This is a genomic window from Pseudomonas sp. TH39(2020), assembly GCF_016650715.1.
GTDB classification, from domain to species: domain Bacteria; phylum Pseudomonadota; class Gammaproteobacteria; order Pseudomonadales; family Pseudomonadaceae; genus Aquipseudomonas; species Aquipseudomonas mandelii_C.
Genome location: NZ_JAEKFF010000007.1, coordinates 974,003 through 993,511, shown reverse-complemented (window position 1 = coordinate 993,511; position 19,509 = coordinate 974,003). Strand labels below are relative to the sequence as shown.

13 protein-coding genes are annotated in these 19,509 nt (G+C 61.2%); 7 read left to right on the top strand and 6 right to left on the bottom strand.

The genetic code is table 11. The annotated features are described in order from the left end of the window. Positions 1 to 20 precede the first annotated feature (20 nt). Positions 21 to 611: an HD domain-containing protein gene (locus tag JFU47_RS24950; protein WP_123364498.1), complete on the top strand. Its 591-nt coding sequence runs from the start codon at positions 21 to 23 to the stop codon at positions 609 to 611. 136 nt (positions 612 to 747) lie between these two features. Here JFU47_RS24950 and JFU47_RS24945 read toward each other — a convergent pair whose 3' ends face one another. Beyond that, a complete protein-coding gene (locus JFU47_RS24945) occupies positions 748 to 1,563 on the bottom strand; it encodes a UDP-2,3-diacylglucosamine diphosphatase (protein ID WP_008156147.1) in 816 nt (271 codons plus the stop codon). Positions 1,564 to 1,699: 136 nt separating this feature from the next. Between JFU47_RS24945 and JFU47_RS24940 the strand changes: the two genes are divergently transcribed. Continuing rightward, positions 1,700 to 2,464 (top strand): helix-turn-helix transcriptional regulator, encoded by a 765-nt coding sequence (locus JFU47_RS24940; protein WP_140893411.1) that lies wholly within the window; start codon positions 1,700 to 1,702, stop codon positions 2,462 to 2,464. Positions 2,465 to 2,532: 68 nt separating this feature from the next. Next, a complete protein-coding gene (locus tag JFU47_RS24935; RefSeq protein ID WP_201186354.1) occupies positions 2,533 to 3,426 on the top strand; it encodes a DMT family transporter in 894 nt (297 codons plus the stop codon). On the opposite strand, the gene JFU47_RS24930 is transcribed toward JFU47_RS24935, so the two are convergent. From JFU47_RS24930 to recQ, 4 genes are all read right to left on the bottom strand, one after another. Continuing rightward, positions 3,420 to 3,707 carry a SelT/SelW/SelH family protein gene (locus JFU47_RS24930; RefSeq protein WP_033055915.1) on the bottom strand — a complete coding sequence of 96 codons (288 nt, stop codon included), beginning with the start codon at positions 3,705 to 3,707 and terminating at the stop codon, positions 3,420 to 3,422. The genes JFU47_RS24935 and JFU47_RS24930 overlap by 7 nt on opposite strands. A gap of 32 nt (positions 3,708 to 3,739) precedes the next feature. Next, the gene (locus JFU47_RS24925) at positions 3,740 to 5,518 is read right to left on the bottom strand and encodes a FimV/HubP family polar landmark protein (RefSeq protein WP_201186352.1); all 1,779 of its coding nucleotides are present in this window, start codon (positions 5,516 to 5,518) and stop codon (positions 3,740 to 3,742) included. 128 nt (positions 5,519 to 5,646) lie between these two features. Continuing rightward, positions 5,647 to 6,081: a MarR family transcriptional regulator gene (locus JFU47_RS24920; RefSeq protein WP_140684328.1), complete on the bottom strand. Its 435-nt coding sequence runs from the start codon at positions 6,079 to 6,081 to the stop codon at positions 5,647 to 5,649. Positions 6,082 to 6,200: 119 nt separating this feature from the next. Beyond that, complete coding sequence (gene recQ / locus JFU47_RS24915) at positions 6,201 to 8,327, bottom strand: DNA helicase RecQ (protein WP_140684330.1); 2,127 nt, start codon at positions 8,325 to 8,327, stop codon at positions 6,201 to 6,203. Positions 8,328 to 8,739: 412 nt separating this feature from the next. Here recQ and JFU47_RS24910 point away from each other — a divergent pair, with 412 nt between their 5' ends. The 4 genes from JFU47_RS24910 to lapD all read left to right on the top strand — a co-directional run bounded on the left by JFU47_RS24910 (position 8,740) and on the right by lapD (position 12,636). Beyond that, positions 8,740 to 9,327: a UPF0149 family protein gene (locus tag JFU47_RS24910; protein ID WP_008156162.1), complete on the top strand. Its 588-nt coding sequence runs from the start codon at positions 8,740 to 8,742 to the stop codon at positions 9,325 to 9,327. Between the two features lie 10 nt (positions 9,328 to 9,337). Beyond that, on the top strand, positions 9,338 to 9,733 hold the full coding sequence (locus tag JFU47_RS24905; RefSeq protein WP_140684332.1) for a YbaN family protein: 396 nt from the start codon (positions 9,338 to 9,340) through the stop codon (positions 9,731 to 9,733). A 232-nt stretch (positions 9,734 to 9,965) separates the two neighbouring features. Then, complete coding sequence (lapG, locus tag JFU47_RS24900) at positions 9,966 to 10,673, top strand: cysteine protease LapG (RefSeq protein ID WP_201186350.1); 708 nt, start codon at positions 9,966 to 9,968, stop codon at positions 10,671 to 10,673. A gap of 22 nt (positions 10,674 to 10,695) precedes the next feature. Then, a complete protein-coding gene (gene lapD, locus JFU47_RS24895) occupies positions 10,696 to 12,636 on the top strand; it encodes a cyclic di-GMP receptor LapD (protein WP_201186347.1) in 1,941 nt (646 codons plus the stop codon). Positions 12,637 to 12,830: 194 nt separating this feature from the next. Here the strand turns inward: lapD and JFU47_RS24890 are convergent, their stop codons facing one another. Further along, entirely contained in the window at positions 12,831 to 19,442 is a 6,612-nt protein-coding gene (locus JFU47_RS24890) for a retention module-containing protein (RefSeq protein WP_446739645.1), read from the bottom strand. Positions 19,443 to 19,509: the final 67 nt, after the last annotated feature.

Here is a 19,509-nt window from a genome sequence, read left to right as displayed (position 1 = left end):
TAAGAACAAGAGGATGGCCGATGAATGCCAGCGCCCGTTTCACCCATATGCAGGACGGCACGCAGGAAGACTGGGCGATCATCGCCGCAGATTTCGGTGCCTATGCAAGGCAATTGCCGACACGGATTGTGGCGCACCTGAAATTACTGGAGGGTGATTTTGGCGGCTTCCCGGTGGATCGTCTGACCCATTCCCTGCAAACCGCCAGCCGTGCCTGGCGCGATGGCCGCGATGAAGAATACGTGGTCTGCGCGCTGCTTCACGACATTGGCGACACCTTGGGTTCCTACAACCACCCGGACATCGCTGCGGCAATCCTCAAGCCGTTCGTCAGCGCCGAGAACCTGTGGATGGTCGAGAAACACGGAATTTTCCAGGGGTATTACTTCTTCCATCATCTAGGGATGGATCGGCATTTGCGCGAGCAATTCAGCGGGCATCCGCAGTATCAGGCGACCATTGAGTTTTGCGCCAAATATGACGCAGCGGCGTTTGATCCGGCGTATGACACCCTGCCGCTGAGCTTCTTTGAACCGATGATGGAACGGTTGTTTGCGCAGCCCAAGCACTCGATTTACAAGGCGGCGATGGAAGAACATTCGCCGGCCTGAAAACTGCTGGGGACTGCTGCGCAGTCCATTCGCGAGCAGGCTCGCTCCCACAGGTGACCGAGTTCTTTCAGGAAAATACGATCAAAAATGTGGGAGCGAGCCTGCTCGCGAAGAGGCCCGCCCAAACACCTTTTTCTTAAGCAGGCTCTGCGATTTTGATGGCTTTCAACTCAGCCTCCCGCGCCTGGGCATCCGCCAATCGATACAACTCGATCGATCCGTCCCAATGCTCGATCAGCGCGGTGCATGACTCCACCCAATCCCCGCAATTGAGGTAATCCACCCCGCCGACCTTGCGAATCTCGGCATGGTGAATGTGCCCGCACACCACGCCGTGCAACTCGCGTTTGACGCATTCGTGCGCGATGGCTTCTTCGAAATCGCTGATGAAGCTGACCGCGGTTTTGACCTTGTGCTTGAGATACGCCGACAGCGACCAGTAACCGTAGCCATAGCGTGCGCGCCAATGGTTGAGCCAGCGGTTGAGGGTCAGGGTGAATTCGTAGGCCGAGTCGCCGAGAAAGGCCAGCCAGCGGTGATACCTCGTGATCACGTCAAACTGGTCACCATGAATGACCAGAAGATGGCGACCATCGGCGGTCACGTGCACGGCTTCATCCACCAGTTGGATATTGCCCAGAATCAGCTTCGAATAGCGGCGCAGGAATTCGTCGTGGTTGCCGGTGACGTAGATCACCTCGGTGCCGCGCTTGCTCATGGTCAGCAAGCGGCGGATCACATTCGTGTGCGCCTGAGGCCAGTACATGCCGCCGCGCAGCTTCCAGCCATCGATGATGTCGCCGACCAGGTAGATCTTGTCCGCGTGATAGCCCTTGAGAAACTGCGACAGGTGTTCGGCCTGGCAATCCCGGGTCCCCAGATGCACGTCGGAAATCCACAAGGTCCGCACACGTTGCTTACGACTGGGTTTGGCGAGCTCGGCGCTGGTCATGGGCAACCCTCTGGAAAAGTTTTTGCAAGCTTGCGCCGGTCGGGTTAATTGCCCATGACAGTGGCGAGTCAGTCCTGTGACAGCGCCCCACGATTGCCCTCGGTGTAGACTGGCAGCCTTGCCCGGGAGACCTGCGATGAGACCGATCCTCACGCTACGCCAATACACTCATGACCTGATCGTCCATAGCCACGACCACGCGCAGCTGGTGTTTGGGCTGTCGGGTGCGCTGGATTTCGAGGTCGACGGGCGTGGCAGTCAGGTGATTCAACAGAGTTTCGTGGTGGTGCCGTCCGGTTTCCATCACGCCTGCGGTAGCGCCAATGGCAGCCGTTGCCTGGTACTGGATGTGCCCAGCGATCAATGGGTTTCTCAGTCCCTGGGTGATCACGCCGAAGCCAGTCGTCGTTTACTCGACAACGCCGGTCGCCTGTCGCTGGATGCCGGACAAAGCCAATTGGTCAGTTGGTTGGCGGGCAGTCAGGTCAGCGATCCACTGATCGCGCAACAAGGCGCGGTGTTGTTGCTGGCCAGCCTCAACAACGCCAAACCCGAGATCGTCGGTGGTCGGCGCCTGCCTTATGCGGCGCTGAATGCGCACATCGATCAGTACGCAGCCTATCCACTTCAAGTCGCCGATCTGGCGCGCGTCGCCGGTCTGTCCAGCGCTCGGCTGCATGCGCGGTTCGTTGCTGAATGCGGGCAGACGCCGATGGATTACATCCGCAGTCGACGTCTGCATATCGCTGTGGGACTGCTGCGGGATTCGCCATTGCCCATCGGCGAGGTTGCCAGTCGGGTCGGTTACAGTTCGCAGAGTGCCTTCGCGGCCGCGGTGTTGCGGGAGTTTGGCGCATCGCCCGGTAAATTGCGGCGCGAGGCTGGCGACAAAGGACGATAGTCTGGCGACAGACGTAGCTGGCTTGGCAGGATTTAATGTCCTACACGTCTCGTTTATCAAGGATTGCAATGACTCCCCGTACCGCCCTTGACGCTTTGCATATTGGCGCACTGATGTTCGGCTTGACCGGCGTGTTCGGCAAACTGGCTGCCGCCTCTCCTGCCGTCATTGTCTTCGGGCGTGCCGCGTTCGCTGTGCTGGCGTTGGCCGTTTTTGCGCGGTTCGCCAGCACTACTCGCTGGCAGAAACTCGAGGCTGTGGACTGGCGCCGACTATTGCTCAGCGGTTTGCTGCTGGCCGGACACTGGGTGAGTTTTTTCATTGCAGTGAAAGTCGCAGGCGTGGCAATCGCGACCCTGGGTTTCGCCAGCTTCCCGGCGTTTACCGTGATCCTTGAAGGGTTGATCTTCCGCGAGCGAATTCGCGCCAACGAAATCCTGCTGGTGGTGCTGGTCAGTGTCGGGCTGGTACTGGTCACCCCTGATTTCGATCTGGCCAGCGGCGCCACAATGGGTCTGCTGTGGGCGGTGGGTTCAGGTTTGCTGTTCTCTCTGCTATCGCTGACCAACCGCGCCAGCTCCGGGCGAATCCCGGCGGTGCAGGCGGCGTTGTGTCAGAACGTGGTGGTCGCGTTGTGCCTGCTGCCGGTGGCGGCACCGCAGTTGAGCGAAGTGCGCGCCATCGACTGGCTGTGGATCGGTCTGCTCGGGGTGTTCTGCACCGGCGTCGCTCACAGTCTGTTTGTTGCCAGCCTCGCAGTGATCAAGGCGCGGACGGCGGCAGTGGTGTTCGCCCTTGAGCCGGTTTACGGCATCACCATGGCCTGGCTGCTGTTTGATGAAAATCCGACGCTGCGCATGCTGATCGGTGGCGCGTTGATCATCGTGGCGATCGTGGTCTCCAGCCGACTCTCGGGTGGTTCAAGCAAGAAGACCGTTGCGGCAGAAGCCGCCTCTCACTGAGTGCGGTCGTTGTGCCCCAGGTCGCGGTCCGGATCAATTTGATCGCGGACCCGCTGCTTCAGCACTTTGGCCTCCGGGAAACCGCCATCAGCCTTGCGCTCCCAAATCTGCACATCGTCACAGAAAATGTGAAACACCCCACCGGTGCCAGGCACCAGCGACACTTTGCCAAGATCATCGCCAAACGTGCTGAGCAGCTCCTGGGCCAGCCAGGCAGCACGCAACAGCCACTGGCATTGCGTGCAATACGTGATGATGATTTCCGGTTTGCGTGCAGTCATGATTGGCAAAACTCCTGAGCCAGAGGGCGCCGCTATGATAGCCCGGCGAGCAGGTTCCGGGCGGTCTGCTTCAGCGGCTCGTTACCTTCCTTGAGCAACTCGTTGAGCAGTTCGATGGCGCTGTCCACATCGCCATCATCAATGCAGGTCTGGGCTTGTTCGAGTTTGTCGGCGCTGCTCGGCTCGGCCGGTTCCAGGTTCAGCGGTTCCAGCTCCAGCGACTGGCCGGGATCGCTGAACTCGTTGAGAAAGGTGTCATCCAGAGACTGCGAGTCAGGCTCGGCGACCCATTCAAGTTCGGGCTCGTCCAGCGTCGACTCGTCGGGCATTTCAAACACCTCGGGCAAGACGTGCAGGTTCGAGATAAACGGCGGCTCGACCGGCGCGGATTCGCTCGATGGCTTCGCGGCGGACGGCGAGTGTTCAAAAGGGCTGATCAGGTCCCAACTCGAATCCATCGACAGGTCATCCAGGTTCAACTGAAACTCATCGTTGGGCGCTGCTTCGGGTATCGCAGCCTTGGGGGTAGTAATTGACGTTGCAACGGCCAGCGGTGCCGCACTGCTCAATTTCGGGTGTCGGGCGCGAATATTCTGAAGTTCTTGCAGGTCGTATCCGGCGTCACGCAGGTTGTTTTCCTGGGCTTCATAGGCAGGTACATCACCCTGTTTACCCAAAACGTCCAACAGCTGAACGGCTAGATCCGCGCGTTGCGGCTCCTTGATCAGCGCCTCTCGCAACAAACCGGCCGCTTCGGGAAAACGACCATAGGCCAGATAGATATCAACCCCTTCAAGCACATCGCCTGCGGGCGACTCTTCACCCGATTGAGTTGCCGGTTGCAGCTCTGACGATTGGCCAACCGGTTCTGCAGTGCGATTGAGCGCCGGTTCATGCCGTGACGGCAAAACAGGTAAAGCGTCGGGCAATGCCTGAACCTGTTGTCGTTGACGCCGAACGAACAACCCCAGCAACACCAGAACCACCACCGCCAACAACCCGAAAATCAGCCCCCAGTTAGTAGCCTCAGGCTCTTCAACAATGGCCGGCACGGGAGCCACAACGGCGGGTGCAACCGGCTCCACCGCGGCGGTCTTGATTTCCGCCAATTGGGTTTGCAGTTCAGTCACCTGCTTTTTCTGACCGGCGACCTGCTCCTCCTGGGCCTGAAGCTTCGCAGTCAATTCATCGATGGTTGCTTGCAGCTGCTGGTTTCGCAGCACGCTGGCGGCCAGTTGTTCGGCAACGGGATCACTCACAGGCGCTGCGGCAGGAGGGAGTGGCGACTTTTTGCTTTTCGCTGCAGGTGGCTGCGCAACGGCCGGCTCAACCGTCGGGAATCCAGAGGACTGAACGTCGGTAGACGGTTCGTCAGTGACGGGAACAATCCCCGGTGAACCCGGCGGATCGATCAGGACCGTGTACTCGCGCAGCACACGCCCGTTGGGCTGATTGAGCTGCACCAGGAAATTCAGGAAAGGTTCATTGACCGGTTTACTGGAGCTCACCCGGATAAGGCTGCGGTTGCCGCGCAGGATTGGCGTGAATTTCAGATTATTGAGAAAGAACACCCGATCGATGCCGGCGCGGCTGAACTCGTCCGCTGTCGCCAGGCTGACCGAGAGTTCACCCTCCTCCAGACCTACGGCATCTTCCAGTGCGATGTCGGCACGCAACGGCTGGTTCAGCGCCGAATGCAGGGTGATATCGCCCAAGCCTAACGCGGGCGCCAATGCCGAGTAAGTGACAGCACCACCGACCAGAAGCAGCCTGGCGCAACACCGTAAAGCCATGTGCCAACTCTCGAGCATGAGCATCCCTTAGATAACCAGAAACATCTTGTACGCGTTCGCACATCCGGTACGAACACGATATTGCCAAGTAGTTCTTTATAGTCTGCCCAACGGAGTATCTCAAAAGTCCTGGGTGCGTTTCTGCCTCAAGATTTTTCCAGGTTGGCCAGAATGTTCCCGTGGACACGCATGCAGACCTTCAAGTCCGCCTCATCGACGCCGTCGAACAACTCGTGGCGCAGTTGGGTGGCAATGGTTTCAATTTGTTCGATCAAGGGAAGGGCCGGGGCACAGAGGACGATTTTCTTCGCCCGGCGGTCTTCCAGCACCGATTGACGTTGCACCAGCCCCTGGCTTTCGAGACTGTCGAGCAGACGAGCCAGGGTCGGCCCTTCAACGCCAACGCTCTGCGCCAGTTCACGTTGGGTCGGGGCATCATCAAAACGCGCCAGGTGCAGCAGCACCAGCCAGCGCGCCTGGGACAGACCCAGGCCAGCCAGACGGCGGTCCAGTTCGGCACGCCAGCCGCGCGACATCTGGGCCAGTTGCATGCCAAAGCGGTGTTGGTCGGTTAACGGCATAAAACACTCATGATTAGACTGAAATAGAGAAAAACTAATTATTAGTCAGCTAAGCATGACCCTTGGCCAGAGGCAAGGCTTGCTCCGTACTGAATCGTTACATCTATGTGGCAGATCACCTAAATCTCGAATTCGGATTGCAGCGCCGCCCGAACACAGTACAAAACGCCTTCCGGCACTCTCCCGGCAAACAGGGCGGCAATCTCTGACACGGGTGGCAATTCGCCCTCGCCGTCGAGGAACGCATCCTGGATTTCACCCATCAACTCTTCGGGCAGATCCAGCGCTTGCTCCAGCGACAACTGCTGCTTGCCAATCGCTTCGGCGAGCAGTGTGTAGACGTTCTTTTCCGAGCATTGCAGCTGACCGGCGATCTGCAACGGTGTCATGCCGGCTCGGGCCAGGGTGATCAGTTCGTGGCGCAGGTCGGCCACCACTTTCGGCGCCTCGACTTGCCCGCCGAGGACTTCGAGGAAGGCCTCGCCGTAACGCTCCAGCTTGCGCGCGCCAACGCCGCTGACCGTGGCCATTTCCGACAGCGAGGTCGGTTGGCTGCGGAGCATTTCCAGCAGTGTCGAGTCGGGGAAGATGACATACGGCGGTACGCCATGCTCTTCGGCGAGTTTTCGACGCAGGGCGCGCAGGGCTTCCCACTGTTCGCGTTCTTCGCCGCGAACCAGTTGGCTCGCCTGGCTCTTGCTGCTTTTGGCCGTGGTTTGCGGCTTGAGGTCGCGGCGCAATTCGAGGGTCACTTCGCCCTTGAGCAGCGGTCGACAGGTGTCACTCAGGCGCAGACCGCCGTAGCCTTCGAGGTCGATGTCCGCCAGACCGCGGGCAACCAGTTGTCGGAACAGGGAGCGCCATTCGCTCTCTCCCATCGCCTTGCCTACACCGTATACCGACAGATGTTGATGGCCGAAGCTGCGGACCTTTTCGTTGTCCTTGCCCAGCAATACGTCCACCAGGTGCCCGACGCCGTAACGCTGGCCGGTGCGGTAGATCGCCGAAAGTGCCTGACGGGCCGGCTCAGTGGCATCCCAGGTCTGCACGCCATCGACGCAGTTGTCGCAATGGCCGCACGGTTCGGGCATGTCTTCGTCGAAATAAGCCAACAGCGTCTGGCGACGGCAACGGGTTTCTTCGCAGAGCGAGAGCATGGCGTCGAGCTTGTGCTGCTCCAGACGCTTGTGGCGCTCGTCGCCCTCGGAGTTCTGCAACATCTGCTTGAGCATCACCACGTCTTGCAGGCCGTAGGCCATCCAGGCGTCTGCCGGCAGACCGTCTCGGCCGCCGCGACCGGTTTCCTGATAATAAGCCTCAAGGGATTTTGGCAAGTCGAGGTGAGCGACAAAGCGCACGTTGGGCTTGTCGATGCCCATGCCGAACGCCACGGTGGCGACCATGATCAGGCCTTCCTCGTTGAGGAAGCGCTTCTGGTGGTGAGCCCGGGTATCGTTGGGCAAACCGGCGTGGTACGGCAGCGCCGGGAAGCCTTGTTCGCTGAGAAACACCGCCACTTCGTCGACTTTCTTGCGCGACAGGCAATAGACGATGCCGGCATCGCTTCGCCGTTCGGCGAGGAACGCCAGCAACTGCTTGCGCGGCTGCTCTTTGGGCACGATGCGATAGAAGATGTTGGGGCGATCGAAACTCGACAGGAAGCGCTCGGCATCCTGAAGATGAAGGCGGTCGACGATTTCTTCCCGGGTACGCTTGTCGGCGGTCGCGGTCAGGGCGATACGCGGGACGTTGGGGAACAATTCCGCCAACTGGCCCAATTGCAGGTATTCGCGGCGGAAGTCGTGGCCCCATTGGGACACGCAGTGGGCTTCGTCGATGGCGAACAGGGAAATCTCAAGACTTTGCAGAAAGGCCAGCATTCGTGGCTGAACCAGACGCTCGGGCGCGAGATAAAGCATTTTCACTTCTCCACGCTTGATCCGTGCCGCCAGATCGCGCTGCTGCTCGGCGCTGAGCGTGGAGTTCAATGCCGCCGCAGCGACACCCAGCTCTTCGAGGGTGGCGACCTGGTCGTCCATCAGTGCGATCAGCGGCGACACTACCACCGCCAGGCCTTCGCGCAACAGCGCCGGCACCTGGAAGCACAAGGACTTGCCGCCACCGGTAGGCATCAGCACCAGGGCGTCGCCGCCACTGGCCACGCGCTCAATGATTGCACCCTGACGGCCACGGAAACTGTCGTAGCCGAAGATGTCCTTGAGGACGCGTTGAGCCTGTTCGAGCATAGAAACTCCAAAAATCACAAAAACATCCCTGCAAGGCTGGTTCAGAACCACGAAGGCTGCACCGACAAATCGTAAGTGCGCATTGCATGACGCTTCACATTTCAGCCGCGACGCCGGCAGGGCATCACAAAACGCGGGAGTATACCCGACCCCTCCCCTGCTAAGGGTGCCGCTGATAAGACACTTGAAAGCTGTGCAACGCAGAACCTGTGGGAGCGAGCCTGCTCGCGAAAGCGGTGGGCCAGTCAACAATGATGCTGAATGTATTGCCGTCTTCGCGAGCAGGCTCGCTCCCACAGGGATTGCGGTGTTTCGCGGGGCCGCGATGGGGCAAATATCCCGCGCGGCTGGCCCAAGCGCTCAAGAAGGCCTAGAATTCCCGCATCTGTTTAATTCCCAAGGTAGCCCTTTAATGTCCTTCGCTGAGCAACTAACCCGCCTGCAAGTCTTCCTCGACGCCGACGAACTGCATGACGAGGCGCTGGACTATGTGGCCGCCCACGGCTACCTCACTGCGCTGTCGATCTGTTCCGAAACCGTTCCCGACCGTGAATGGATCGACGCCCTCTTCGCCGAAGAGCCGCATTACGCCGACGACACCGAGCGTGAAGCGATTGAATCCACTCTGTTGGCCCTCAAGGCTCACATCGCACGCCAATTGGCGTCCGATGAAGAGTTCGAGCTGCCCTGCGACCTGGACCTGGGCGAAGAGCCGGATGACTCCGACCTGCGCGGCTGGTGCATCGGCTTCATGGAAGGCGTGTTCCTGCGCGAAGCGGCCTGGTTCGAAACCGCCGAAGACGAAGTCAGCGAAATGCTGCTGCCGATCATGGTCGGTTCGGGTCTGTTCGACGAACAGCCTGAGTTCGAAGACATCGCCAAAGACGCCAACCTGATGGACGACATGATCGTGCAGATCCCGGAAGCCCTGACCGCGCTGTACCTGCTGTGCCAGGCGCCAGACGAAAAACCGGCGATCCTCAAGCCTCGTCACCACTAAGGTTTTGCCTATGGACAACCCCATAGGCAACCGCTCCCTGATGTTGCGTTACGTGCTGCTGGCCATCGGCTGGCTGAGCGTAGCGCTGGGAGTGATCGGGATTTTCCTGCCTGTGTTGCCCACCACGCCCTTCCTGCTGCTGGCGGCCGCCTGTTTCGCCCGCAGTTCGCCGCGCTTTTATCATTGGCTGGTTGAACATCCGCGGCTTGGGCCGTGGATTCGCGATTACTTGAGCGGCAACGGTATCCCGCTCAAAGGCAAGGTCTACGCCATCGGCCTGATGTGGGCGAGCATCCTGCTCTCCTGCTATCTGGTGCCCCTGCCGTGGGCGCGGGGGTTCATGCTGACCAGCGCCGTGCTGGTGACCCTCTACATCCTCAAACAGAAAACCCTGCATAAATCCTGAAAACGCCACAATCCCTGTAGCAGCTGCCGAAGGCTGCGTTCGGCGGCGAAGCCGTCGCTAGGCCATCCGCTGCGGTCTATCAGGCAAACCGCGTGTGCAGGGTTTACGACCGCTCCGCCGCCGAACGCAGGCTTCGCCAGCTGCTACAAGTCCGCGTACCAACCCGACGATCTGTCCTGCCTAGCTGAAAACACCGCCTAGACTTCAGACATCTGTACCGGAGCGGCCAGACATGTCCCGCAGTCCGCGTAGTCCAGGATGGTCAACGCTCCGACTTCGGCTCGGCGGATGGCTGTTGCTGATCACTTTTCTGTTCGCCGGGCTGGGCAGTGTCGGGGCCAACTGGAGTTTTACGCAAATTCTGCAAACCGCCGAAAATCGCTACGGCACCCTCGGCCCGGGACGGGGAAGGATCGAGGCCTGGAGTCAGATGCTGCAAAGCGAAGTCAACGCCCCCGAGCGCGAGCAACTGATCGCAGTCAATCGCTTCTTCAATCAGCAACTGAGCTTTCTGGACGACACCCGCATCTGGCATCAGACCGATTACTGGGCCACGCCCGTCGAATCCCTGATCAAGGGTGCCGCTGATTGCGAGGACTACGCACTGGCGAAATATTTCAGCCTGCGCTACTTGGGAATTCCCAGCGAAAAACTACGCATCACCTACGTGAAAGCCCTGACCCAGAACCAGGCGCACATGGTGCTGACGTTCTACAACAGCCCCACGGCCGATCCTCTGGTGCTGGACAACTTGATCGGCGAGGTCCGCCCCGCCTCCCAACGCAAAGACTTGCTGCCGGTGTACGCCTTCAACGCAGAAGGCCTGTACTTGCCGGGAGCCAATGGCGGCAAACGCAGCAGCGACTCGAAAAAACTGTCGCGCTGGCAGGACGTACTAAAAAAGATGCAGGTCGAAGGGTTCGCCGTGGGCGACGGCTAGCCACCTGAGCAAGGAGCGATTTATGTCACTGCGTAAACAGTTGTTTCTCGCCATCTGCCTGTTCTTGCTGGTGGCGTTCAGCGGCAGCTTTTTTGTCAGCCTGGAAAGCTCTCGCGACCAGATGCTCGGCCAGTTGCGCTCCCACGCCCAGGACGCCGCCACCGCGTTGGGTTTGTCGTTGACGGCGCAAATCGATGACCCGGCCATGATCGAATTAATGGTCAGCTCGATTTTCGACAGCGGTTATTTCAGCAGCATTCGAATCATCAACATCGAGAATGCGCAGGTGCTGGTGGAGCGCAGTGCGCCGGGGCAAATTGAGGGCGTTCCCGCCTGGTTTGTGAACCTGGTCAACCTGCACCCACCCGGTGGCGAAGCGCTGATCATGCGCGGCTGGGTCCAGGCGGCACGGGTCGAAGTGTTGAGCAATCCGCAGTTCGCCCTGGCCAAACTCTGGGACAGCACTCTCGGCAGCCTGATCTGGTTGCTGGTGTGCGGCCTGCTCAGTGCCGTGTTTGGTGGCTGGTTGCTGCGCCGGCAATTTCGTCCACTCGACACCATGGTCAAACAGGCCGAAGCCATCAGCAAACGCGAGTTCCTCAGCCTGCCGAAACTGCCGCGCACACCGGAATTGAAACGCGTGGTACTGGCCATGAACCAGATGGTCGAGAAGCTCAAGGCGCTGTTCGCCGAAGAGGTCGCACGCAGTGAAAAGCTGCGGGTCGAGTCCTATCAGGACAGCCTTACAGGCCTGGCCAATCGACGCTTGCTGGATGAAGAGTTGGCCGACGAGCTGCTGGTCTCCGAGCAGAGCAGCGACGGCCATTTGCTGATGCTGCGAATCAACGATCTGGTCGGTCTCAACCAACGCTTGGGTGGCCAGCGCACCGATGCGCTGATCAGCGCCGTCGGTGAATTGCTCAAGCGCCTTACCCAGCCACCGGAACGTCGCACCTGGCTAGCCGCGCGTAATCGTGGCGGTGAATTCAGCCTGCTGACGCCAGGGCTGGACAGCACCGACGCCGCACGCCTGGCCTGCGAAATCAGCGCCACCCTGGAAAACCTGCGCCTGACCGGCGCCAGCGACTCCATGCCGGTGGCGCATTTGGGGATCGCCCCTTACCACCCCGGTGAGCCGGCCAGTGACGTGCTGACGCGACTGGATCAGGCGTTGACCGAAGCCCGGCAACATCCCGAGCGCCCGTGGGTTCACTTGGCCGATTCCATCACCGCGCCGAACCCATCCCAAAACGACTGGCAAACCTGGATCGACGACGCCCTGAACCAAGGCAAGATGCAACTGTATTTCCAGCCGGTGGTGCAATGCGCCGACACCAGCCAGGTGCTGCATCACAAAGTCCTCGCACGCCTGCTCGACCCGCAGGGCGAGGCCATTGCTGCCGGGCATTTCCTGCCGTGGATCGAGCGACTCGGCTGGTCGGCGCGCTTCGACCTGGCCATGCTCGAAGCCACCCTCGACTACCTCATCGTCAATCGTTGGCCCCTGGCGTTAAGCCTGTCCGGCAGCACCCTGCGCGATCCCGCGCAGCTGCAACACATCCTCGACATGCTCGAATCGCTGCCCGAACTCGCAACGTTGCTGATTCTGGAAATCGACGAACGCCAACTGCCACCTCAGGAAGAACTGCAACGCCTGAGCCACAGCCTGCTCAACACCGGTTACCGCATCGGTCTGCAGCATTTTGGCGGCAGCTTCGGCCAGATCGGCAACCTGACTCAACTGGGGCTGGCTTACTTGAAAATCGACGGTGCGTACATCCGTCACATTGATGAGCAGAGTGATAAAAGGTTGTTCATCGAGGCGATTTTTCGGGCGACCAACAGCATTGATTTGCCGTTGATTGCGGAGATGGTCGAGACCAAGGGGGAGTTGGAGGTGATCCGGGAGTTGGGGTTGTTTGGGGTGATGGGCCGATTGATTGGGCCGCCGGAGCCGATGTGAGGCATCAGTCGGACTGTGTTATCGGCAGCCCATGTTTAAGGGCCACCCCACGTTACTTAATGATCGTTCCCACGCTCTGCGTGGAGCGTGGGAACGATCAAGCGACGCCCCCAAACAACAAAAAACCCGCCATCCCTTTCTACGGGGATCGCGGGTTTTGTCGTTTCAGCCTTCAGATCACACGGTATCCACCTTCAACGAATGGTCATTGAGCATCCCGTTGATAATCGTCGCCGTATCGTGCCCCCCGCAATCACCCCACCCGCCCCCGGCGTTACGCCGTAATGGCTGGCCAGGTTCACACCCGCCAGGTCGATGGTCTGGTTCGGCGCGGCGCCAGCCATGGCGCTGACGTCGATGCTGGTGACCAGTGATTCGCCGCTGCCGGTGACTTTGAAGTGCAGGTAGTCATCCAGCGACGCCGCGGTGCTGTTTTCCCCTTGCAGCAGTTGTGACAGGTCGAGTTTGTCGATGCCCGGCGTGAAGTCGGTGACCACGTCGTGGCCGCTGTTGCCTTTGAGCCACTGGAAGGTGTCGGTACCACTGCCGCCGGTGAGGGTGTTGTTGCCCAGGCCACCAATGAGGAAGTCGTCGCCGCCCCCACCGTTGAGCATGTCGTTACCCAGGCCGCCGTTGATGATGTTGCTGTGGTTGTCGCCGGTGAGGCTGTCGTTGAAGTTTGAGCCGGTCAGGTTTTCGATCGCCGTCAGGGTGTCGGTCCCGGCACCTACGGTGTTCTGCGGGGTGAGCAGGCTCAGATCGACGGTGACCCCGGCGGTGGCGTGGGCATAGCTCGCGGTGTCGACGCCAGTGCCGCCGTCGAGCAGGTCGTTGCCCGCACCGCTGTACAGCAAGTCATTGCCGGCGCCGCCGTGCATTTCGTTGTTGCCGGAACCGGCGGTGAGTACGTCGTTGCCGTCGCCGGCATTGATCACGTTGTTGCCGGTGCCTGCCACCAGTACATCGTCGCCCGCCGTGCCGGTGAGGGTGTGGCCGTCCTGATAGGTGATGGTCACGGCACCGCTGTCGCTGCCGCCATGGCTGTCGCTGGCGGTGTAGGTGCCGTGGACATCTGGCGCGATGTCGTGGGCCCCGGCGTAGTTGACGGTCATGGTCAGCTGGTAGTTTTCCGCGCCCTTCCCGCTGTTGCCCGGACCACCGTCGTCGATGTTGGTGATGTGGATCTGGCAGGTGCTGTCCGACGTTGCGGTGAGGGTTTGCCCGTCCGCGAGGGCGATCCATGCGCCGCCGTTGATTGAGTACTCCATGGCGACATGACCGGCCGCCAGATTGTGATCCAGGTTAAGGGTTTCACCCTGTTTGAGGTCGACGGTGATGCGGTCCTCATCGTGGGTGTTGTTGACCGCTCCCAGCGCCCCGCTGACCACCAACACTGCCGTCATGGCTGCCGTGTTGGCGACGAATGCACTGCGGGCGAGGGTCACCGCCTGCTCGTTACCGCCGGTGAAGCTGAAGTTTTGATGGGTGCCGGTGAAGTCCGCGCCTTTGGCAATCCAACCAGTGTTGACGGTGGTCGGCGAAGCGGTCAGCGGGTCGCCATTGGGGTCGGTGTCGTTGGCCAGCAACAACTCGCCCGGCACCACGATGTTGCCCGACAGCACGTTGGTGATGACGTGGTCATCGACCGCCACCGGTGGCGCGTTCGCAATGACTGGGTCCGGCAACGTCGAACCGGCCAGGTCGCCGTCGTTGCCGCTGATGCAGCTATTGTTCACGTCGATGGTGATGGTGGTGGTCCTCTCGTCGCCATCGCCATCGCGCAAGGTGTAGGTGAACACGTCGGTCGCACCGGAACCGTTCACGGCGTCCGGGTTGCTGTGATAGACCGCGTTGCCCGCTGCATCCAGCGTCAGGTAACCGTAGGTGCCATTGATCTGGCTGTTCAAACCGCCGATGGCTGAGGTCGAGGTGTCTGAACCGGCGCGCACGCCGACCACCCCACCCCCATCGGCATCGCCGAAGTCGTTCGCCAGCACGTTGCCGCTGACGATGCCGCCCTCCACTACCGAGACCATGTCGGGGTTGGCGGTCGGCAGGTCATCGACGATGTTGACCACGATGGTGCTGGTGGTGGAATGGCCCAGGGCGTCGGTGGCTTTGTAAGTGAAACTTTCGCTGAGGGTGTTCGCGCCATCGTCGGCGTGCGGCGTGGTGCTGGGCGCCGACGTCAGCGTGTAGGTGTAGGAGCCGTCGGGATTGAGCAGGATTTGCCCGTAGGTGCCGGTGGCGCTGCCGACCAGGGTGTAAGTGATGGCGCCGCTGGCACCGGTGACGGAGCCGACCAGGGTGCCACTGGCGGTTTCAGCCGTGCGTTCTGGCTGGCTACCGGTAACGGTGCCGGGCGCCAGATCCTGGCCGTCCTGGTTCAGGTCGAGGGCTTTTTCGTAGACAGTCACGTCGCTGTCACTGACCGCCCTGATCCCGCTGTTGATCACGTCGATGGTGATGGTGGTGGTGCTTTGGTCACCGTCGGCATCGCGCACGGTATAGGTGAACACGTCAGTCGCCCCGGGGCCGCTCACGGCGTTCGGGTTGCTGTGGTATTCGGCGTTGCCGTTGGCGTCCAGTGTCAGGTAACCGTAGGTGCCATTGATCTGAGTGTTGAGGCCGCCAACGGCCGAGGTCGAGGTGTCTGAACCGGCACGCACGCCGACCACCGCGCCTCCTGCGGCGAGGCCATCGGCGCCGCCGACGTCGTTCCACAGCACGTTGCCGCTGACGATGCCGCCTTCGGCGACCGAAGTCTCGTCGGCATGAGCAGTCGGCACGTCATCGACGACGTTGATCACGATGGTGCTGGTGGTGCTGTTGCCCAGGGCGTCGGTTGCTTGGTAGGTGAAGCTTTCGCTCAAGGTGTTGGCGCCATCGTCGGCGTGCGGCGTGGTGCTGGGCGCCGAGGTCAGCGTGTAGGTGTAGGAGCCATCAGGATTGAGCAGGATTTGCCCGTAGGTACCGGTGGCGCTGCCGACCAGGGTGTAGGTGATCGCGCCGACCGCGCCGCTGACCGAACCGACCAGCGTGCCACTGGCAGTTTCGCCGGTATTGCCCGGCAGGCTCCCGGTAACGGTGCCGGGCGCCAGGTCCTGGCCGTCCTGGTTCAGGTCGAGGGCTTTTTCGTAGACAGTCACGTCGCTGTCACTGACCGCCCTGATCCCGCTGTTGATCACGTCGATGGTGATGGTGGTGGTGCTTTGGTCACCGTCGGCATCGCGCACGGTATAGGTGAACACGTCGGTCGCCCCGGGGTCGCTCACGGCGTTCGGGTTGCTGTGGTAGACGGCGTTGCCGTTGGCGTCCAGTGTCAGGTAACCGTAGGTGCCATTGATCTGAGTGTTGAGGCCGCCAATGGCCGAGGTCGAGGTGTCGGAACCGGCACGCACGCCGAGCACCGCCCCTGCAGCGAGGCCATCGGCGCCGCCGACGTCGTTCCACAGCACGTTGCCGCTGACGATGCCGCCTTCGGCGACCGAAGTCTCGTCGGCATGAGCAGTCGGCACGTCATCGACGACGTTGATCACGATGGTGCTGGTGGTGCTGTTGCCCAGGGCGTCGGTTGCTTGGTAGGTGAAGCTTTCGCTGAGGGTGTTGGCGCCGTCGTTCGCATGCGGCGTGGTGCTTGGCGCCGAGGTCAGCGTGTAGGTGTAGGAGCCATCAGGATTGAGCAGGATTTGCCCGTAGGTGCCGGTGGCGCTGCCGACCAGGGTGTAGGTGATTGCGCCGACCGCGCCCGTGACGGAGCCGACCAGGGTGCCACTGGCAGTTTCGCCGGTATTGCTCGGCAAACTCCCGGTAACGGTGCCGGGCGCTAGGTCCTGGCCGTCCTGGTTCAGGTCGAGGGCTTTTTCATACACGGTCACGTCGCTGTCGCTGACCGCCCTGATCCCGCTGTTGATCACGTCGATGGTGATGGTGGTGGTGCTTTGGTCACCGTCGGCATCGCGCACGGTATAGGTGAACACGTCAGTCGCCCCGGGGTCGTTCACGGCGTTCGGATTGCTGTGGTAGACGGCGTTGCCGTTGGCGTCCAGCGTCAGGTAACCGTAGGTGCCATTGATCTGAGTGTTCAGGCCGCCAACGGCCGAGGTCGAGGTGTCTGAACCGGCACGCACGCCGACCACCGCGCCTCCTGCGGCGAGGCCATCGGCGCCGCCGACGTCGTTCCACAGCACGTTGCCGCTGACGATGCCGCCTTCGGCGACCGAAGTCTCGTCGGCATGAGCAGTCGGCACGTCATCGACGACGTTGATCACGATGGTGCTGGTGGTGCTGTTGCCCAGGGCGTCGGTTGCTTGGTAGGTGAAGCTTTCGCTGAGGGTGTTGGCGCCGTCGTTCGCATGCGGCGTGGTGCTTGGCGCCGAGGTCAGCGTGTAGGTGTAGGAGCCATCAGGATTGAGCAGGATTTGCCCGTAGGTGCCGGTGGCGCTGCCGACCAGGGTGTAGGTGATTGCGCCGACCGCGCCCGTGACGGAGCCGACCAGGGTGCCACTGGCAGTTTCGCCGGTATTGCTCGGCAAACTCCCGGTAACGGTGCCGGGCGCTAGGTCCTGGCCGTCCTGGTTCAGGTCGAGGGCTTTTTCATACACGGTCACGTCGCTGTCGCTGACCGCTCTGATGGAGCTGTTGTTCACGTCGATGGTGATGGTGGTGGTGCTTTGGTCACCGTCGGCATCGCGCAGGGTGTAGGTGAACGTGTCGGTCGCCCCGGGGCCGCTCACGGCGTTCGGGTTGCTGTGGTAGACGGCGTTGCCGTTGGCATCCAGCGTCAGGTAACCGTAGGTGCCATTGATCTGAGTGTTCAGGCCGCCAATGACCGGGGTAGAGGTATCTGAACCGGCACGCACGCCGACCACCGCGCCCCCTGCCGCGGGGCCATCGGCGCCGCCGACGTCGTTCCACAACACGCTGCCGCTGATGATGCCGCCCTCTGCGACCGAAATCGCATCAGGGTTGGCGGTCGGCAGGTCATCGACGATGTTGACGTTGATTTGCCCGGTCGCCGTGCTGCCGTCGCTATCGGTGGCAACGACGTCGAAGTTCTCGTAAATGCTGTTGGCGCCGCCGGCATTGGGGTGGTCGCTGTCGTAATTGAGGGTGTAGCTATAGCTCACCACGCCCGTGGCGGGGTCGTAACCGGTGATGGTGAAGGTGGCGCCCGTCCAGGTGGTGGCGGATAGCGGGAAACCTACCGCCACCCCACCGCTGACCACCGCGACGCCGGCCACGGTCAGGGTTTGCAGGCCATCCGGTGCGTTGACGGTGAAGGTGCCGCTCTGGGTCAGGGCGGGGGCATCAGGGTCGGAGCCGTAAGTGAGGTTTTTTTCGTAGACGGTGATTTCGCCGCCCTCGACGTTCAGGCCGCCAATCGTGACCGGGTCATCGTTGTTATGGATGTTCAGCACAAGGTTGGCCGTGCTGGTGTCGCCGTCGGCATCGGTCAGGTTGTAGGTGAAGGTTTCGGTGCCGTTGCCACCCGCGTGCAAGGCTTTGAAGTCCGCGTCGCTGGTGTTCAGGGTGTAGGTGTATGTGCCGTTGGCGTTGAGCACCAGGGTGCCGTAAATCCCGGTGAATGTGCCTGGGGTGATCGGCCCGGTACTTTCCCCGGTGGTCACGCGGTCGGCACCTTGCACGTCGTTGGTCAGCACATTGCCATTGAGCGTCAGTAAGGTTTCCGACGCGGTGCTGAGATGGCTGTCATCGACCGCCTTGGGCACGTCGTCGGTGATGTTGACGTCCAGGGAACCGGTGGTGGTATCGCCATTGCTGTCGCCGGCCACCACGGTGAAGTGTTCGCTGAGGTTGTTGGTGCCGTCACCGGCCGGATGGGTTTCATTGTCGATGAGGGTGTAGCTGTAACTCACAACCCCCGTGGCCGGGTTGTAGCCGGTGACGGTCAGGGTGTTGCCCAACGGGGTGGTGATCGATTGCGGGAAGCCTGCGGCAACGCCACCGCTGATCACGTTGATCCCACCGATGCTAAGGCTGGTCAGCCCGTCAGGAGCAGACACGCTGAACGTGCCGGTCTTGGTCAGCGCCCCAGGGTTGGGGGCCGAACCGTCGGCCAGGTTGGCCTCATTGAGGGTCAGTTCGCCCCCTGCCACCGTCAGGCCGGTGAGGGTGACCGGATTGTTCGGCACATCAGGAACTACTGGTGTCACAGGAAGAACGCCTGTCCCTCCTGAACCGCCTGAACCGCCTGAACCGCCTGAACCATCTGAACCTGCACCGCCTGCACCACCTGCACCACCTGCACCACCTGCACCGTTGTCGCCGTTGTCCGGGTTTCCGGCCAGCCGCCCCAGGGGAAATTCGGGAATGCCGTTGAAGCCTGCGGTAGGAAAACCAATCGTCGGATCGACCCGCCCGCCCACCTCTTCAAGCATGACAAACGAGTGGCCACCGCCCAATGCACCAGGTGCACCGGTCGAACCCGGTCCGGCCGCCGTAGCTTCAGCAGTCTGGGTTGGGTCGTCGCCGGCAGCGATCGCTTTTTGCAGTTGTTCGACATCGGTCAGTTGCGCTTGAGTCGGTGTCACCGCTTCAGCGGTGTCTACATGGGGTGCCTGATGCGCGAGTAACTGAGGCGTCATCTCCATACTGCTGCCACGCCCAAGTGTCAGTTCCTGGCCACTCTGCAGATGAACCGCCACCGCGCCTTCGGCCCCGGTGACCAGTTGATCGCCGACGAATAACCGGTCCCCCTCGACCAGCCCGCGTCGGGTGCCATCGCTCGCAACCGCGAACACCTGACCAATGACCTTACTGACAATACCGATGAGCGTAGCCATGTGCACTTCCTCCGCTGCCAACCGCTGTCGGCATCCTGTTTTTGCGAAGAACGTGCTCCTGGCTCTA

Bases quoted from the DNA above. Each gene is read 5' to 3' on its own strand.
- JFU47_RS24950 (WP_123364498.1), top strand. From the start codon at position 21: ATGAATGCCAGCGCCCGTTTCACCCATATGCAGGACGGCACGCAGGAA.
- JFU47_RS24945 (WP_008156147.1), bottom strand. From the start codon at position 1,563: ATGACCAGCGCCGAGCTCGCCAAACCCAGTCGTAAGCAACGTGTGCGG.
- JFU47_RS24940 (WP_140893411.1), top strand. From the start codon at position 1,700: ATGAGACCGATCCTCACGCTACGCCAATACACTCATGACCTGATCGTC.
- JFU47_RS24935 (WP_201186354.1), top strand. From the start codon at position 2,533: ATGACTCCCCGTACCGCCCTTGACGCTTTGCATATTGGCGCACTGATG.
- JFU47_RS24930 (WP_033055915.1), bottom strand. From the start codon at position 3,707: ATGACTGCACGCAAACCGGAAATCATCATCACGTATTGCACGCAATGC.
- JFU47_RS24925 (WP_201186352.1), bottom strand. From the start codon at position 5,518: ATGCTCGAGAGTTGGCACATGGCTTTACGGTGTTGCGCCAGGCTGCTT.
- JFU47_RS24920 (WP_140684328.1), bottom strand. From the start codon at position 6,081: ATGCCGTTAACCGACCAACACCGCTTTGGCATGCAACTGGCCCAGATG.
- recQ (WP_140684330.1), bottom strand. From the start codon at position 8,327: ATGCTCGAACAGGCTCAACGCGTCCTCAAGGACATCTTCGGCTACGAC.
- JFU47_RS24910 (WP_008156162.1), top strand. From the start codon at position 8,740: ATGTCCTTCGCTGAGCAACTAACCCGCCTGCAAGTCTTCCTCGACGCC.
- JFU47_RS24905 (WP_140684332.1), top strand. From the start codon at position 9,338: ATGGACAACCCCATAGGCAACCGCTCCCTGATGTTGCGTTACGTGCTG.
- lapG (WP_201186350.1), top strand. From the start codon at position 9,966: ATGTCCCGCAGTCCGCGTAGTCCAGGATGGTCAACGCTCCGACTTCGG.
- lapD (WP_201186347.1), top strand. From the start codon at position 10,696: ATGTCACTGCGTAAACAGTTGTTTCTCGCCATCTGCCTGTTCTTGCTG.
- JFU47_RS24890 (WP_446739645.1), bottom strand. From the start codon at position 19,442: ATGGCTACGCTCATCGGTATTGTCAGTAAGGTCATTGGTCAGGTGTTC.